Source organism: Nitratireductor sp. WH36-1 (genome assembly GCF_058725515.1).
Genome location: NZ_JBZXDP010000002.1, coordinates 97,553 through 114,194, shown reverse-complemented (window position 1 = coordinate 114,194; position 16,642 = coordinate 97,553). Strand labels below are relative to the sequence as shown.

Here is a 16,642-nt window from a genome sequence, read left to right as displayed (position 1 = left end):
CCGCAATGTCATGAAAGCCAAGTGAAACGGGAGGTATCATGACGCAGTCGGTCGGTGTGATCGGTCTTGGAGCAATGGGAATGGGCATGGCCCGGTCCCTGTCCGCCGCAGGCTTTTCAGTTGCAGCCTATGATCTTTCCGCAGAAGCCATGGCTCGCGCTGCCGAAACCGGCATCGTCACCCATGAGACGCCCGCAGCGGTGATCGCGGCAAGCGACGCCATCGTGCTTTCGCTGCCTCTGGCGAGCCATGTCGAGGCGACCGTCGAGGCGGGACTGGCGGCAGGCGCATTCAGCGAGCCGAAAATCATCATCGATACGTCCACCTCCGAGGCGGCGGTGAGCCGCCGGCTTGCCACAAGGCTTGCAGATCTCGGCCATGGCTTTCTCGATGCACCGGTGAGCGGTGGTCCCCAGGGAGCAGCAAGCGGCGCATTGTCCGTGATGCTCGGGGGCGATGAACAATGGGTCGCCAGGGCGCAGCCGGTTCTGGATGCGATTGCCGCCAAGGTGATCCATGTCGGGACGAGCGGCGCCGGCAATATCGCCAAGCTCGTGAACAACATGCTGGTCGCCTGTCACATGCTGACTACGGCTGAAGGCCTGCGCCTTGCCGAAGCTTCCGGCCTGCCGGCGGAAGACGCGATGCGCGTCATCAACAGCGCCACGGGCCGCAGCGCGCTGAGCGAGATTCATTTCCCCAACTGGGTTCTGAGCGGCAGCTTCGACAGCGGCTTCTCCGCCGGGCTGATGCGCAAGGATGTGCGGCTGGCGCTCGAGCTGGCGCAGGAAAGCGGTTGTGCCATGCCCGTGTCGGAACTGGTCGCCAGCCTCTGGTCCGAGGAGAATTCGGGCGTTTCCGACAATCAGGATTTCATGCTGCTTGGCCGCGTTGAGGCCGGGACGAAAGAGAAGACGAATGGCTGACGACATGATCCCCGCAACCGATACGCGCGCCGAAGTCGCACACTTGCTGACCGGGCTTCTGGGCAGCGCCGACGTGCAGAACCATGTGGGCGGACAGCTGATGCCGGGCGACGGCGAAACGCTGGCGCTCACCGACCCCGCCACCGGCCGGGTCTTTGCCGAGTTCCCGGATGCCGGTGCGGCCGTTGTCGATGCCGCTGCCGGGGCCGCCGTCAGCGCGCAGCGCGAATGGTGGGGCAAGACGGCCTCCGAGCGCGGGCGCATCATGTTCGAGATTGCGCGCCAGATTCGCGCGCATGCCGAGCCGCTTTCGCGCCTTGAAGCGATTTCCGCCGGGCGACCGATCCGCGATGCAGCCGGTGAGCCGGCCCGCATGGCCGAGATGTTCGAATATTACGCGGGCTGGTGCGACAAGATCACCGGCGATGTAATCCCCGTGCCTTCGAGCCATCTGAATTACACCCGTCACGAACCCATTGGCGTCGTGACGCAGATCACCCCCTGGAATGCGCCGCTCTTCACCTGTTGCTGGCAGGTTGCACCGGCGATCTGCGCCGGCAATGCGGTCATGCTGAAACCTTCCGAGCTGACGCCGCTCAGCTCGCTCGTCATCGCCGCGCTGTGCGTGAAGGCCGGCGCGCCGAAGGGGCTTGTCAACGTGATTGCGGGGCAGGGGCCGACCGCAGGCCAGAAGATGATCGAGCATCCGGCAACGGGTCTGGTGGTCTTTGTCGGCTCGGCCACGGGCGGCGCAGCCATCGCGTCCGCTGCCGCTCGGCGTCTCATCCCGTCCATCCTGGAACTGGGCGGCAAGTCCGCCAACATCGTCTTCGGCGATGCGGATATCGACCGTGCCGTGGTCGGCGCGCAGGCGGCAATCTTCGCTGCGTGCGGCCAGAGCTGCGTGGCCGGCTCGCGCCTTCTGGTGCATCGCAGCGTGCATGCCGAGCTCGTCGGCAAGCTGGCGGAAGCGAGCGCGCGCATCCCGGTCGGCATGCCGCTCGACATGGCAACGCAGATCGGCCCGGTCAACAATGCCCGCCAGTGGGACAAGGTCGACGGTATGGTGCGCACTGCCGTTTCCGAAGGCGCACAGCTGGCCACCGGTGGCGGCAGGCCGGAAGCCCTCGGAGAGAGCGGCGGCTTCTTCTACGCCCCGACGATCCTCGACGGCGTGTCCCGCGACATGGAAATCGCGCGTGAAGAGGTGTTCGGACCCGTCCTCTCCGTTCTCTCCTTCGACGACGAAGAAGAGGCTGTGGCGCTCGCCAACGACACGCCATACGGGCTCGCAGGCGCAGTCTGGACGCGCGATGTGGGGCGTGCGCACCGGGTTGCGGCGAAAATTCGCGCTGGCACATTCTGGATCAACAGCTACAAGACCATCAACGTCATGTCGCCCTTCGGCGGCTTTGGCCAGTCGGGCTACGGGCGCTCTTCCGGTCGGGAAGCGCTCGCCGCTTACACGACAACGAAATCTGTCTGGGTCGAAACCGCAGCCGACCCGACCATCGGCTTCGGTTACGCGCCGGGCTGAATCGTATGGGCGGCCCCCTCGGGCCGCCTTTTGTTCCATCCGGGGCCGCAGAAAGAACGGCCCCCGGATCATGAGAGGGGATCTCTATGGAGAAGACGAAAGATATTCTTTTCGACTGGCGCCTTCATTTGAGCGTGCTGGTCATCACCGTCATTGCGGAGGCCGTCGGTGTCATCGCAGTGCCCATTGGCATCGGCTCGATCCTGCTTCTGCCGCTGCTCTACGCCTTCGTGATGGGTCTGATTCTCAACCCCAATGTGATCAGCAAGATGAAGGGCTGGATGGGGCAGCGCGAGGTTCGCGCAGCATCACCGCTGATCGTGATCGCGATCATGCCATTCATCGCCAAATTCGGCACGATCATCGGACCGTCGATGGAGAAGATCATCGCCGCCGGTCCGGCGCTGATCCTGCAGGAGCTGGGCAATCTGGGCACCATTCTGCTCGCCTTCCCGATCGCCGTTCTGCTGCTCGGCATGGGGCGCGAAGCGGTTGGCGCAACCTTCTCCGTCGCGCGTGAGCCGAACATCGCGATCATCGCCGACAAATACGGCCTGAAGTCCCCCGAAGGCGCGGGCGTCATGGGCGTCTATGTGATCGGAACGCTGTTCGGCACCTTCATCTTTGCCATTCTGGCTTCGCTTCTGGCGACGTCGGGCTGGTTCAGCATCGAGGCGCTGGCCATGGCCTGCGGCATCGGCTCGGGCTCCATGATGGCCGCCTGTTCCGGCGCGCTGACCCATGCCGTGCCGGCAATGGAGGAGCAGATCCTCGCTCTGGCCGGAGCCAGCAACGTGCTGACCTACGCAACCGGTCTTTACCTCTGCATCTTCGTCGCCCTGCCGGTGACCGAGAAGCTTTATGACCTTCTGGGCCGCAAAGAGCCCGCCACCAACAACGCCGGAGAATGATCATGAGCACTGCTGAACTCCCCGTTGATTACGAAGCCGAGGCTAAGCCGGATCTGGCAGAACACGCTGTTCTGCTGCTCGTTGTTTCCCTCGTTGCGCTGGTGGGCAACACGGTCGCGACAGACGCCACCGCCCTGCAGGGGCTGGCCGGACTGGCCGTCCTTTACGTGATCGCCATGGTCGGCCTCGTCCTGACCTATGTGGTGCCGCTCAAGCTGCCATCCGTTGCGTGGATCTCGCTCGTCGGCATTCTGGTGACCCTGCCATGGACACCGGGCAGCGCCTGGGTGCTCGACAAGGTGAGCCATGTGAACTTCCTGACGCTGGCCACGCCCTGTCTGGCCTATGCCGGTATCGCCATCACCAACCGCGAAATCAGCATCGCCAAGTCGTCCGGCTGGAAGATCTTCATCGTGGCGGTCTTCGTGATGACCGGCACCTATGTCGGGTCGGCCATCATCGCAGACCTGTTCCTTTGACCAGCGCCCTGCGGCCGATGCCCTGAGGGAAAAGCGGCCGCAGAGATGAAATTCGAAAGCGGCTTTCGAGCGCCGGAATGGCCCTCGGAAGCCGTTTTCTTTTTGTCGCTCGACATGAGCGGATGACCCCTCCTTTATTTCAATGTGATCGACGCGCTTCTCAAAGCGCGCTCCAGTCTTGCGCCGAGTCTCACGGAGAGGCGTTTCGATCATTTCGTTTGACGGCATTTTTAAAACAACTTAATAAGTTCGGTAACAGAACGAACTAAAAGAAGACGCCGTGAACGAAGCTCCGCGCATCTCCCGTCAATTCTCCCTCTGCATGGTCATGGAGGCGATCGTTCATTGCGGTCCGATCTCCCGCGCCAGCATCGCCAAGCAGACCGGTCTCTCCAAGCAGACGATTTCCGAGATCGCCCGTCAGCTCGAAGAAGATGGCTGGATACGCGAGACGGGGCGCACCACGGGGCATGTCGGGCGCAGCGCGGTCACATATGAGATCGTTCCGGATGCGGCCTGCATCGCAACCGTCGATCTGGGCGGCACCAAAGTGCGCGCGGCCATTGCCGACCTGTCGTGCCAGGTGCTCGCGGAAGTGACGGAACCGACCGATGAACGCGGCGGCATTCATGTGATCCGCCAGATGGCGCGTCTCTGCCGCGAGGCCGCCGATCTCAACAACATCGCTTACGAAAAAATGCGCATGGCCGTGGTCGGCGTCCCGGGCGCTCCCGATCAGGAAAAAGGGCGCATCGCGATGTCGCCCAATGTGACGGGCTTCGACACACTTGATGTCAGAGCGACGCTTGCAGGCGAGCTCGGCGTCGAGGTTATTCTGGAGAACGACGTCAATCTCGCAGCCATTGGCGAGCACTGGATCGGCAGCGTCGCCGGCGTCGATGATCTTGCCTATATCGCGATCGGCACGGGCATTGGCGCAGGCCTCATGGTCGGTGGCGAACTGGTGCGCGGTTTCGGGAACGCAGCCGGAGAGCTTGGCTTCCTGCCCTTTGGCACCGACCCGTTTGAGGCGGAATCGCTGCAGGTCGGCGCTCTGGAACGTGTAACCGCAACGGTCGGCATTCGCAGGCGCTACAAGGAATTGTCCGGCACTGAACTCGACGTTCCCGGCATTTTCGATGCCCTGCAGGCGGGTGACGCGCACGCCGTACAGGTGCTCGACGAGACCGCCCGCTATGTGGCGCGCGCGGTGGCGGCAATCTGTGCCATCACCAATCCGGGCAAGGTCGTTCTCGGCGGCTCCATTGGCAGCCGCATGGAGCTTGTCGAACGTGTGCGCGAACTTCTGCCGCTGTGCTTCCCGTCTCCGGTGGAGCTCGATGTTTCCGAGCTGGGCGCGCGCGTTGCCATCGTTGGCGGCGCAGCCGTCGGGCTGACGCATCTTCACGCCACGCTTTTCTCCGGTGGCATCCCCGGCGCGGAAATCACGCTGCCGCCGGCCCGCGTTGTGAAACTGGTGGAGGCAGCGCAATGACACGCGGCAACACGCTTCAGGAGAGGCTGAAGAGCGTTCTGGACGCCGATGCGGCGGTGGCGCTGCTCAAAGGCGCGATCGCACGCGAGAGCGTGACCGGCAACGAAGCGAATTTCGTGTCCTACCTTCAGGAGCAGATGCAGACGCTCGGTCTTGCACCGCAATTTGCCGACTTTCTTCCCGGTCGCCCGAATGTATGGGGCGCGCGCAAGGGCCACGGCGAAGGTCCACGCCTTCTCTTCATCGGGCACACGGACACGGTTCACGTGCGCGGCTGGGCCGAACACTGGAAAGGCACCGAGCGCGAAGACCCGTTTTCGGGCGCCGTCATCGATGGCGAGATCTGGGGCAGGGGCTCCGGCGATCTGAAGGCCGGCATCACCGCTTCGCTTTCGGCCCTCGCACTTCTCGACCGCGCCGGCATCAAGCTCAAAGGCGATGTCGCCTACGCCTTTGTCGGCGACGAGGAAAGCGGCGAACCCGACACAGGCGTGAGCGCCGGCATCAAGGATCTGACGCAGCGTTTTGAAAGCGGTGAGATCGAGAAGCCGGATTTCGCTGTCTATGTCGAGCCGACACAGCTTTCCATCTTTCCCGCCCAAATGGGCTTTTTCATCGCGGATGTGACGATCACCGGCAAATCGGCCTATTTCGGCGTACCTGAAGAAGGCGTCGATGCGCTGAAGGCCACGCATCGGGTTCTCGAAGCAATCTGGCGGCACTCGGACGTCATTGGCGCACGCGCCAGCCATCCGCTCGTCGGCCGGGCCTTCGCTCTCGTAACGGGCATCGAAGGCGGCGGTTACATCGCGGTTCCGGGCGAATGCCGCTTCTCGCTGATCCGCAAGCTTCTGCCCGGCGAGGCGCTGGACGATGCCGTCGGTGAACTCGAAAGCGTGATCAACGAAGCGATCTCCGGCACCGGCACCACCGTGGCGATCAACTATCCCGCCGGGCGTGACCATCCCCATGGCGGCTCGCCCACCGAGGTCGATCCCGAGCGGGCCGACATTCAGGCGCTTGCCGCTTCGATGAACGGTGCGCTTCCCTGGCGCGGCGCGATTGCGGGCGCGCCTTACTGGTCGGAAGCGCCGTTCCTGATCGAGCGGCTCGGCTGTCCAACGGTCTATTGCGCGCCGGGCGACATCACGAATTGCCACACTTTCGAAGAGCGGGTGAGCGTGGAGGAATACCTCGCCGGCATCGTCGGGTTCGCCAGTTTCATCGCCGGCTATTGCGGCACTCAAAACGCATAAACGCCCAAAAGGGCAAAGCAAAGGGGAAGAGGAGAACACAATGTCTATCGTCAATCTGCTTCGCGCAGCATCTTTGTCTGCGCTACTCGCTGCCGGTGCGGCTCACGCACAGACCGTTGGCCCGCAGGGCGAAACCGCCACGCCGTCCGGTGAGATATCCGTGCCCGACGACAGGGTGGATGCACTCAAGAACGGCAAGCATCGCGCGGCCCTTCTCTGGCACGACCAGTCCGATTTCGTGAACGCCGTCACCGCCGGCGCAAGCGATGAGTTCGCGCGACTCGGCATCGAAGTCGTCGCCACCACCAGCGCCGGTTTCGACGCAGCCAAGCAGCGCAGCGACATCGAGACCGCCATGGTCAAGTCGCCCGACATCATCCTGTCCCTGCCGCTCGATCCCGTAACCTCGGCAGCCGCATTCGAAGAAGCGAAGGAAAAGGGCGTAAAGCTCGTTTTCCTGTCGAACCTGCCGAAGGACTATGTGCACGGCACGGATTATGCGGCGGTCGTGACGGACGATCTGTTCCAGATGGGCAAACAGGCTGCCGACGCGCTGGCAAAGGCGATGGACAGCAAGGGCACGGTCGGCTGGATCTACCATGATGCCGATTACTACGTGACCAACCAGCGCGACAACGCATTCAAGACCACCATCGAGAACGACTATCCGGATATGAAGATCGTTGCCGAACAGGGCATCAGCGACCCTGCGCGCGCCGAGGAAATCGCCAACGCGATGCTGCTGAAAAACCCGGATCTGGGCGGCGTTTTCGTCACCTGGGCGGGGCCCGCCGAGGGTGTTCTCGCGGCGTTGCGCGCCAATGGCAACAAAACCACCAAGATTGTCACGCTCGACCTGAGCGAGCCCGTGGCGCTCGACATGGTGCGCGGCGGCAATGTCACGGCAATCGTTGCGGACGAAGCCTATGAGCTTGGCCGCGCCATGGCTGCGACCGGCGCGCTTGCCATTCTGGGCGAGGAAACGCCCGCCTTCATCGTCGCACCCGCCGTCACCGCGACCGCCGACAATGTGGGTGAGGCCTGGCAGCAGTCGCTGCACGTCGATGCGCCGAAAAGCGTGATGCAGGCCGGAAAATAAGATCAGCGGGCCAATGGTCGGGGGGCCGGCCCGCACAGAGCATCGGACCGAGAAGTCGAGCCCCGTTTTCGGTTCGATGCTCCATTCAAAAGCCCGGATCGGCCTTTGTGCGTCTCAATGGACGCAGCGATCCGGAATCTCGCCGAAATCTCGGAGGAAATGAAATGAAACTCAGGGCTTTGCTTGCCGCGATGCCGCTTCTCGCAACCAGTGCGACGATGGCCTTTGCCGAACAGCCAAAGACTGTCGGCCCGAACGGTGAAGCGCCGACGCCGGCCGCCTCGCTCACACTGAGCGACGCGGACATCGAGACCATCAAGTCCGGTGGCCACACGGCGGCGCTCGTCTGGCACGAGCTTTATGACTGGTCGAACGCCGTTGCCCAGGGTGCGAAGGATGAGTTCGCCCGGCTTGGCATCGAGATCATCGCCGAAACCGATGCCGGGTTCGACACGGCCCGTCAGAAGGCCGATGTCGAGACGGTGATGGCCCGCGAACCGTCGATCATCGTGTCGCTGCCCATCGATCCACCGACGGCGAAATCGGTCTACGGTGTCGCGCGCGATGCCGGTGTCCAGCTCGTGTTCATCGACAATGCGGTTAAGGGCTTCACCCATGGTGAGGACTACACCACCGTGGTGTCGGCCGACCTCTTCCAGATCGGCAACAAGGCCGCAATCGCCCTTGCCGAAGCCATGGGTGGCAAGGGCGAGGTCGGCTACATGTTCCATGATGCGGATTTCCCGGTCACGAACCAGCGCGATGGCGCGTTCAAATGGACCATTGAGAACGATTATCCGGAAATCGAGATCGTCATCGAGTCCGGCATGACAGACCCGGCAAACGCCGAGAACATCGCAAGCGCGATGCTCTCCCGCAATCCCGATCTCGACGGCATCTACACGCCCTGGGCCGAGCCCGCTCTCGGCGTCCTGTCCGTTCTTCGCCAGCAGTCCAATGACCACACGAGAGTGGTCACGATCGATCTGAACGAGCCGGCTGCGCTCGACATGCTGAAGGGCGGCAACATCGCGGCGATTGTTGCCGATGAAGCCTACCAGATCGGCGTCACGGCGGCGCGTGCGGCGGCCGCTGGCCTTCTCGACAAGCCGGTAGAGCCGTTCCTCGTCGTGGATGCGCTCAGCGTCGGCTCCGACAATGTCGTCGATGGCTGGATGCAGTCCATGAACCGGCAGCCCCCGGAAACGGTCAAGGCAGCCGCCCGGTAATCGTCCCGGCAGGCCGTTTCGGCGGCCTGCCAGTCAGCACAGTTTTCAGAGACATCACATGTTCCAGCGCACTCCCGCGATTGCCAGAAAGTTCGATCTGCAAGGCAGTGTCATCTATCTGGGTTTCATTGCGATCTTCCTCTTCTTCGCGGTCACGCTTGCAGATGACGGCTTCCTGACAACCAGGAACCTCTCGAACATCGTGCTTCAGACCGCGCCCGCGACGATCATGGCCATCGGCCTCGTCTTCGCGCTGTCGGCAGGCGAGATCGATCTTTCCTTCGGCTCCATCGTTGCCGTTGCCGCACTTTCCGGCGCCGTGGTGATGCAGGAGCACTCCATGTTCCTTGGCATTCTTGCCGGGCTGGGAGCCGGTCTCGCCATCGGCTGGATCAACGGAGTTCTGGTGGCCTATCTGCGCCTGCCATCCTTCCTGGTGACACTGGCGACCATGGGCCTTTTTGCCGGCGTTGCACGCTCCATGACGGATCTGCGCTCCATTCCCGTGCTCAACGACACGTTTGCAGGCTTTTTCGGCTCAGGAACGCTCTTCGGCATTCCGTCGCTTGTTCTGTGGACACTCGGCGCAGTGATCGTGGGCCATCTGGTCTATCGCGAAAGCCGTTTCGGCGCGCATGTGATCGCGACCGGCGACAATCCGCGCGCCGCACAGGTCTCCGGCATCAAGGTGCCGCGCATCCGGCTTGCGGTTCTGATGATCAGCGGCGGCTGCGCCGGCCTTGCCGGCCTCCTTTACGCAGGGCGGCTTCAGGCAGCCAAATACACGCTTGGAGAAAGCGATCTCATGACGGTGATCGCGGCCGTGATCGTCGGCGGAACCGCGCTCAATGGCGGCAAGGGGTCGATCATCGGCGCTCTCGTCGGCTCGCTTCTGATGGGCATGCTCAACAATGGGCTCATTCTGATGGGGCTTGCGGTTTCCGATCAGATGATCGTGCGTGGACTGATCATCCTCCTGGCCGTCGCCATTTCCCTGCGGGACACGACCCGCGCCTGACCCGAATTTCTGGAGAGATCTCATGTTTCTCGATGTTCTGAGACGCCGCAACCCGGCCTTCATCGAAGCGGCCATCCGCCTCCATCAGGAAGGCAGGATTCCTGCCAATGCCTATGTTCTCGATCTCGATGCGGTCGAGGACAACGCCCGTCACTTCCGCGCAGCCGCCGACAGGCACAGCCTCAAGGTCTTCGCGATGACCAAGCAGGTTGGCCGCAACAGCGGCTTCTGCAAGGCAGTCATGCGCGGCGGCATTGACCGCGCCGTGGCGGTCGATATGGCATGCGCCGTCGCCTGCGACCGGGCCGGTCTGAAAACCGGGCATCTGGGCCACCTCGTTCAGGTGCCGCGTCACGAGGCTCCCATGGCCGCCTCCCATCTCGCCCCCGATTACTGGACGGTCTTCAGCCGCGAGAAAGCTGAGGAAGCCGCACGGGCCGCGAAGCGTGCCGGGCGCACGCAGTCGCTCCTTGCGCGCATCCACACGCAGAAAGACACGTTCTACCGCGGACATGAGGGTGGTTTCCCGGCAGAGGAAATTGCCGAAGTGGCCGCGATGATGGATGCGCTCGACGGTGCGCAATTCGCCGGTCTCACCACGTTTCCCGCACTCCTTTACGATCAGGAGAAGAAGAAGGTTCTGCCCACACACAACCTCACCACGCTGGCGCGTGCGGCGGAAGCTCTGGCAAAAGCCGGACGCACTGGCATCGAGGTCAATGCGCCGGGCACCACCTCGTCCATCGTTCTGGACATTCTCGCCGAGGCCGGGGCGACGCAATGTGAGCCGGGCAATGGCCTGCACGGCACCACGCCGCTGCATGCAATCGAGGATCTGCCCGAGCAGCCCGCCGTACTCTACCTCTCCGAGGTTTCGCATCTGCATCAGCAGCGGGCTTACTGTTTCGGCGGCGGTCTCTACATCGATCCGGTCTTCCCGGATTACGATGTTCAGGCAATCGTTTCCGACACCCCCACCGTGGCGCAGAACGCCATGGCGAGCGTTGAAATCCCGCCGCCCTCGGCAATCGATTATTACGGCATGATCGACACGACGGGTTCGGCGAAACCCAAGCCGGGCGACAGCGTGGTGTTTGGCTTCCGCGGTCAGGCTTTTGTCACCCGTGCCTTCACGGTCGGCGTTTCCGGCATTTCAAAGGGCGATCCCCGGGTCGAGACCATCGAAAATCCGTTTGGCGTCGTGCAGGACTGGCCGGAGCTGAGGTAAATCATGACCGCACATTCCGAAAAAGAAGCCGGCCCCGTTCTGGAGCTTGAGAACATTCACAAGGCGTTCGGTGGCGTCGTCGCCATCGAAAACTTCTCGCTGGACCTGAAAGCCGGCGAGATCGTCGCGCTCGTGGGTGACAATGGTGCAGGCAAGTCGACCCTGATCAAGATCATCTCCGGCGTACACGCCCCCACTTCGGGTACGATCCGGCTGGATGGCGAAGCGGTCAGCTTTTCCGATGCCAGCCAGGCGCGCTCGAGCGGTATCGAAGTGGTCTATCAGGATCTCGCCCTTGCCGATCAGCAGCCCGTCTACATGAACCTGTTCCTCGGACGCGAGAAGGTCCGCAAGCCCTTCGGCCTTCTGGACCGTCAGGGGATGATGCAGGAGACGCAGGCGCTGGTGGACGAGCTGGATGTGCGCATCCCCTCGGCGAGCGCAACGATCCGCGATCTTTCTGGCGGTCAGCGTCAGGGCGTTGCCATTGCCCGCGCCACACATTGGGCGTCCAAGCTCATCCTGCTTGATGAGCCGACGGCCGCGCTGGGCGTTGCCGAAACCGCCAAGGTGGAACAGATCGTGCAGTCGCTGCGGGAGCGCAATCTCGCGATCCTGATCATCAGCCACAGTCTGGATCAGGTGTTCCGTCTGTCGGATCGGATCTGCGTGCTGCGGCGCGGCGTTCAGATCGGCATTCGCGAAACCGCGAAGACCGACAAGAACGAAATCGTTTCGATGATTACCGGTCTCGCATAGAGGCCGTCTGGCCGGCGGGGAGCATGCCTTGCACAACCCCGCCAGCCTTTCCCGTTAAGGGATTTTGCTAGATCAGGCCGAGCCCGTTCACCAGGATCAGAACGATGGCAAGCGGCGCGACATAGCGGATGATGAAGTGCCATGCGCTGACCAGAACCGGCGCAATTGCCGAGCCATCAACCAGTTCCGCCACGGCAGTGCGCCTGAGCGTCCAGCCCACGAAGATCGCGACCAGAAGTCCGCCGAGCGGCATGGTGATGTTGTTCGTGAAGAAGTCGAGTGCATCGAGCAGGCCCTTGCCCCCGATCGTGTAGCCCGACCAGATGCCGAGGCTCAGCGAGGCGGGCACGGCAAGCGCGAAGGTGATCACGCCGATGATCAGCGCCACCTTGCGGCGGTTCGCTTCGCCTTCATCCACGAAATACACGATCACCACTTCCAGAAGCGCGACTGCGCTTGTGAGCGCCGCAATGGCGAGGAGAAAGAAGAACAGCGCGGAAAACAGAGCGCCGAAAGGCATCTGTGCGAAGATCGACGGTAAAGTGATGAATGTCAGGCCGGGGCCTGCCGAAGGCGTCGCGCCGAATGCGAAGACGGCCGGCAGGATCACAAGCCCGGCCAGCACCGCGACCGCCGCATCGAGAAGCGTTACCGCCACTGCGGATGTGGCGATGTCGTCATGACGGTTCAGATAGGAACCGTAGGTGATCATCGCCCCCATGCCGAGGGACAGCGAGAAGAACGCCTGTCCAAGAGCCGCCAGAAGCGTGTCCCAGGTGACCTTGGAGAAGTCGGGTTTCAGGAAGAAGGCTAACCCTTCGCCCGCACCTTCGAGCGTCAGCGAACGGAACACGAGCACCAGAAGAATGAGGAAGAGCGCCGGCATCAGAAAGCGCGCCGCGCGCTCAATGCCGCTTGCAACACCGCCCAGCGCAACGAATACGGTAAGCGCGATAAACACGGCCGTATAATACACCGGTTCCAGCGGATCCGTGATGAAGGCGTTGAAGGTGCTTCCGACCTGATCGAGATCGGATACGAGGATCGAGCCGGTGACCGATTTGACAGTGTAGGCAAGCGTCCAGCCTGCAATCACGCAATAGAAGGAGAGGATCAGAAAAGCGGTGAGAATGCCCATATAGCCGACCAGCGGCCACGCGCCGCCCGCCAGTTTCTTGAATGCCCCTGCGGGATCTAACTGCGTCGAGCGCCCGATAATGAGCTCTGCGACGAGGAGCGACAGGCCGATGGAAAACACCATCGCCAGATAGATGAGAAGAAACGCTCCGCCCCCGTTTTCACCAGTAATGTAAGGAAAACGCCAGATATTGCCGAGGCCGACAGCCGAGCCGGCCGCTGCCAGGATGAACCCCATTCTTGAGGTCCAGTGTTCGCGATTATGTGCCATTTGATTTTTCAACGAATGAGTTAAATGAATACGGTCCTGCCGAAGAGGGCGGCATCTGAAACCATGTGTCGCCAGAGAGATCGCTCCCTGCCGATGCGAAGTGCGGTTGCGGCGAACACCATAAAAGGCGCATTCCAAAGGTCATCGACCGGCTCTTCCTGCAGCAGGGATTTCACACTACGGCTGGGCGTTCGTCAGGTTTCGTTTAGCGCCAAAACGGCGTTTACAGCCCAATTCCGGCAGCTGCATAATCACATTGGCCGTCAGTTGGCAACAATCGCTGATCTGAGAAGGCGCTTGGCGCGCCTGATCGCAAAGTTGTCGATAGCTGCGGCGCTTATGTTGCTCATCGATTGAATGAAGCGCCGTGCTCGCACAAGCTGAAAACATGATTCGACCCGCCCCCTTGCGCACACAGACAGCTGCGGACACACCGCCGGGCGTTTGCGCGCCCCGCATTCCCGACTGGTTGCGCCGGGCTGCAAAGGCGCCAGCCTTTCCGAATATGGAGTTCGCGGCAGGGGCCGCACTGGGCGCGCTCGACATGCTTGTGCGTGGCGACATGGCCGCGGCGCAGGCATGGCGCTGCCGTCTTGCGCTTCGGGCTGCCGCCATCTCATGTCAGCGCGTCCGGCGGCCGGAAGATGAAACAGCCCTGCGCGATGCGCTGGCCCTGACCCGGCCAGGCGATGATGTCGGCCCCGCCGGCCGCATCCTACTTGCCTGGCGGATGCTGGTTTCCAGACCCTCCGTCGCGCTTGCCAGCGAGGACACGCTCCGCGCAATGGTCGAGGCCTGCGGATACGGTGCGGAGGGCCGCATTGCCGACCTGCGTGAGATGATGCTGGAAGCGGGAGAGGAGGGGCATGATGCAATCGCTGCCGCCGAACGGCTTTTCCTCTCGGTTCGTCGCCTCTTTCCGGAATTCGAAACGGTGATCGCACCGCTCCTTTGCGATGCGGTCGTGGCGCGCGCGCTTGGCTGGTCCCATGCCGTTCCCCTGTTTCTGCTTGCCGCAGAGGCGGGTGCAGCGCAAGCTGATCCCACCATGCTGCGCGCCATGATAGCCCGGCGCTATGCCCGTGCTGCGCTCGACGCAGTCGATCTGGCCATCACGCTCGAACGCCGGGCAGGCCAGCTCCTGCAGGTCGCGCCGAAACTGCGGGCAAAGGGCGCACAGCCGGTGGTGCAGGCGTTTCTGGAGGATGACGCCGTTGGCTCTTCCAGCCATTTCCCCGGCATGAGTGACCGCGGGCTTCGCCGCCTCTACACGCGGCTCGTCTCGCTTGGCGCGGTGCGCGAGCTGACAGGCCGCGACAGCTTCCGCATTTACGGATTGTGATCTCATGAGCGCGCAATCCGGAAAGAACGGCAAGGGTGAAAAGGCGGGCGCACCGCTCTTCGACCGCGAGCTCGAACATCTTCCCCAGGCCCTGCGCTGGCGGGAATGGATGGCGCGGGTGGAGGCGGTCATCTTCGCTGCCCCCGAACCGGTCTCGCGCGAGATCCTGACGCAGGTCATCGGCCGGGATTGCAGTCTGGATCTGATCATTGAGGACATCAGCGCCGAACTCGCCGACAGGCCCTATGAGCTTGTCCGCGTCGCCGGCGGCTGGCAGCACCGCACACGCCCCGCCGTGGCGGATGCAATCCGCTCGGCATTCGGCATTGAGGAGCAGGGGGAAAGCCTGTCGGAAGCCGAAGCGCTGGTGCTCATGACCATCGGCTACTTTCAGCCCATCACGCGTTCGGAACTTTCCAGCTTCTTTGCCCGCGAAATCACGCGGGATCTGATCGGCAAGCTGCGGCGTGCGGGTTTCATCGCCTCCGGCCCCAGAAGCCCGCAGCCCGGCGCACCCTACACCTATGTAACGACGCCCGGTTTTCTTGCCCATTTCGGTTTCGAAACCCTGCGCGACCTGCCGGATTTCGAAAAACTCGAAGATGCGGGCCTTCTCAACAAGGAAAAGCTCCTGGGAGATATCCCAGGAGCCATGGAACGCTGGTGATCTTTCCGATCTATTCGGCGGGCACCGGACGCGCCTCTGCTCCCGCCTGCATTTCCCGGGAAGCCAGTTCCTCCGCTTTCGGAACCGAAAGCCAGATGGCCAGCAGGAAGCCGGCAGCACCGCCGAAGAGTTTGCCCAGGATCAGCGGCAGGATCATGCTCGGCTGGAAATTCGCCGAGAAGGCGAGGTGGTCGCCGAAGGTGAAGGCCGCACAGACGGCAAAGGCGATTGCCAGCACCTTGTCACGCGGCTGCATCTTGCCGACCAGCCGGTACATGGCGAGGATGTTCGCCGTTGCCGCCAGAAGCCCCGCGGCCCCTTCCGGCGAGACGCCGATGCGCGCGCCAAGCGCCTCCATCGGACCTGCCAGATATTTGGTCAGCAGATAGACCATCGGAAACGCCCCGGCGAGCATGATGCCGATATAGCCGGCAATCTCCAGCGCACGGAACTGGTCCTGCTCATCCGCGATGATCGGGTCGAAGCCCCATGAGCCGAACACAGTGGTGAAGAAGCCCGTGAAATACTCGACGATGGAAGCGACCAGAACGAGCGTGATGCCGGCATACATGAGGCGACCGAACCACAGAAAGCCGGCGATCATCGCATCGGGGGCAAAGCGCAGCCCGAGCGCGATGGCGACGCAGAAGACGATCAACGGCAGAAGATTGCGCAGAATGTCCACCAGCGACAGCGCGATCTGGTAACTCGCATCAGCCGTCGTCGAGACATCCGGGCGAATGCCGAGCCCGGCAAGCGCGATCAACGCGCAGGCGATGAACACGCCAATCGGCACGCTCAGAATGCCGGACATGATGCCAAGCGCCATGTATTTGTGGTCGGCTTTCGCCAGCATCGCCAGTCCCACGGGAATGGAGAAGATGATGGTCGCGCCCGACATGAAGCCGACAATGGTGGCGATCATCCACGCATCGCGCGACTGGGCGAGCGTGTCGGCAAGCTGATAGCCGCCCATGTCGACGGCGATCACCGTGGTGGCTGCAATGGACGGGTCCGCGCCGATCATCGCGAAAAGCGGCCCCGCGACGAGGCGGATGAACTCCGAAAGATAAGGGATCGCGGCCATGATGCCGGCCACGGGAATGAAGATCGGGCCGATGGAATGCAGCCCCTCGATAAACTCCTTCCCGAGCCCGGTTTCAGGGTTTCGGATGGAGGCGATTGCGCCGGCGACGGCGCATGCCATGATTATGTAAATGACGTAGGTACCGATTGAAGCCATTTGCCTTCCCTCCCAGTGTGCGAAATGCGCCTCCGGCTTTTTGAC

The 16,642-nt window shown here is 62.7% G+C and carries 15 protein-coding genes; 13 read left to right on the top strand and 2 right to left on the bottom strand.

Annotated features, from left to right (window positions below):
* The first annotated feature begins 38 nt into the window (after positions 1-38).
* The 11 genes from AC4PTT_RS19700 (at position 39) to AC4PTT_RS19650 (ending at position 11,937) form a co-directional block, all read left to right on the top strand.
* Positions 39-926 carry an NAD(P)-dependent oxidoreductase gene (locus AC4PTT_RS19700; RefSeq protein ID WP_206552820.1) on the top strand — a complete coding sequence of 296 codons (888 nt, stop codon included), beginning with the start codon at positions 39-41 and terminating at the stop codon, positions 924-926.
* Complete coding sequence (locus tag AC4PTT_RS19695; RefSeq protein WP_492162808.1) at positions 919-2,463, top strand: aldehyde dehydrogenase family protein; 1,545 nt, start codon at positions 919-921, stop codon at positions 2,461-2,463. Before AC4PTT_RS19700 ends, AC4PTT_RS19695 begins: the two co-directional genes overlap by 8 nt.
* An 86-nt stretch (positions 2,464-2,549) precedes the next feature.
* Positions 2,550-3,374, top strand: coding sequence for a DUF3100 domain-containing protein (locus AC4PTT_RS19690; protein ID WP_113156879.1), 825 nt, complete (start codon positions 2,550-2,552; stop codon positions 3,372-3,374).
* 2 nt (positions 3,375-3,376) lie between these two features.
* On the top strand, positions 3,377-3,853 hold the full coding sequence (locus tag AC4PTT_RS19685; protein WP_492162807.1) for a hypothetical protein: 477 nt from the start codon (positions 3,377-3,379) through the stop codon (positions 3,851-3,853).
* A 280-nt stretch (positions 3,854-4,133) separates the two neighbouring features.
* Complete coding sequence (locus AC4PTT_RS19680; protein WP_224924848.1) at positions 4,134-5,348, top strand: ROK family transcriptional regulator; 1,215 nt, start codon at positions 4,134-4,136, stop codon at positions 5,346-5,348.
* On the top strand, positions 5,345-6,604 hold the full coding sequence (locus tag AC4PTT_RS19675) for a M20 family metallopeptidase (protein ID WP_492162806.1): 1,260 nt from the start codon (positions 5,345-5,347) through the stop codon (positions 6,602-6,604). Before AC4PTT_RS19680 ends, AC4PTT_RS19675 begins: the two co-directional genes overlap by 4 nt.
* Before the next feature lie 40 nt (positions 6,605-6,644).
* Positions 6,645-7,703: a substrate-binding domain-containing protein gene (locus tag AC4PTT_RS19670; protein WP_206544878.1), complete on the top strand. Its 1,059-nt coding sequence runs from the start codon at positions 6,645-6,647 to the stop codon at positions 7,701-7,703.
* Between the two features lie 164 nt (positions 7,704-7,867).
* Positions 7,868-8,932 (top strand): substrate-binding domain-containing protein, encoded by a 1,065-nt coding sequence (locus tag AC4PTT_RS19665; protein ID WP_492162805.1) that lies wholly within the window; start codon positions 7,868-7,870, stop codon positions 8,930-8,932.
* Between the two features lie 58 nt (positions 8,933-8,990).
* Positions 8,991-9,950: an ABC transporter permease gene (locus AC4PTT_RS19660; RefSeq protein WP_113156883.1), complete on the top strand. Its 960-nt coding sequence runs from the start codon at positions 8,991-8,993 to the stop codon at positions 9,948-9,950.
* A gap of 22 nt (positions 9,951-9,972) precedes the next feature.
* The gene (locus AC4PTT_RS19655; protein ID WP_492162804.1) at positions 9,973-11,178 is read left to right on the top strand and encodes an alanine racemase; all 1,206 of its coding nucleotides are present in this window, start codon (positions 9,973-9,975) and stop codon (positions 11,176-11,178) included.
* Between the two features lie 3 nt (positions 11,179-11,181).
* Positions 11,182-11,937, top strand: coding sequence for an ATP-binding cassette domain-containing protein (locus AC4PTT_RS19650; RefSeq protein WP_206544875.1), 756 nt, complete (start codon positions 11,182-11,184; stop codon positions 11,935-11,937).
* A 67-nt stretch (positions 11,938-12,004) separates the two neighbouring features.
* Here the strand turns inward: AC4PTT_RS19650 and AC4PTT_RS19645 are convergent, their stop codons facing one another.
* The gene (locus AC4PTT_RS19645) at positions 12,005-13,345 is read right to left on the bottom strand and encodes a sodium-dependent transporter (protein WP_420507595.1); all 1,341 of its coding nucleotides are present in this window, start codon (positions 13,343-13,345) and stop codon (positions 12,005-12,007) included.
* A 505-nt stretch (positions 13,346-13,850) separates the two neighbouring features.
* Between AC4PTT_RS19645 and AC4PTT_RS19640 the strand changes: the two genes are divergently transcribed.
* Positions 13,851-14,687 (top strand): DUF1403 family protein, encoded by an 837-nt coding sequence (locus AC4PTT_RS19640; protein ID WP_492162803.1) that lies wholly within the window; start codon positions 13,851-13,853, stop codon positions 14,685-14,687.
* Positions 14,688-14,691: 4 nt separating this feature from the next.
* Entirely contained in the window at positions 14,692-15,354 is a 663-nt protein-coding gene (scpB, locus tag AC4PTT_RS19635; RefSeq protein WP_492162802.1) for an SMC-Scp complex subunit ScpB, read from the top strand.
* A gap of 10 nt (positions 15,355-15,364) precedes the next feature.
* On the opposite strand, the gene eutH is transcribed toward scpB, so the two are convergent.
* The gene (gene eutH, locus AC4PTT_RS19630) at positions 15,365-16,597 is read right to left on the bottom strand and encodes an ethanolamine utilization protein EutH (RefSeq protein WP_475079942.1); all 1,233 of its coding nucleotides are present in this window, start codon (positions 16,595-16,597) and stop codon (positions 15,365-15,367) included.
* Positions 16,598-16,642: the final 45 nt, after the last annotated feature.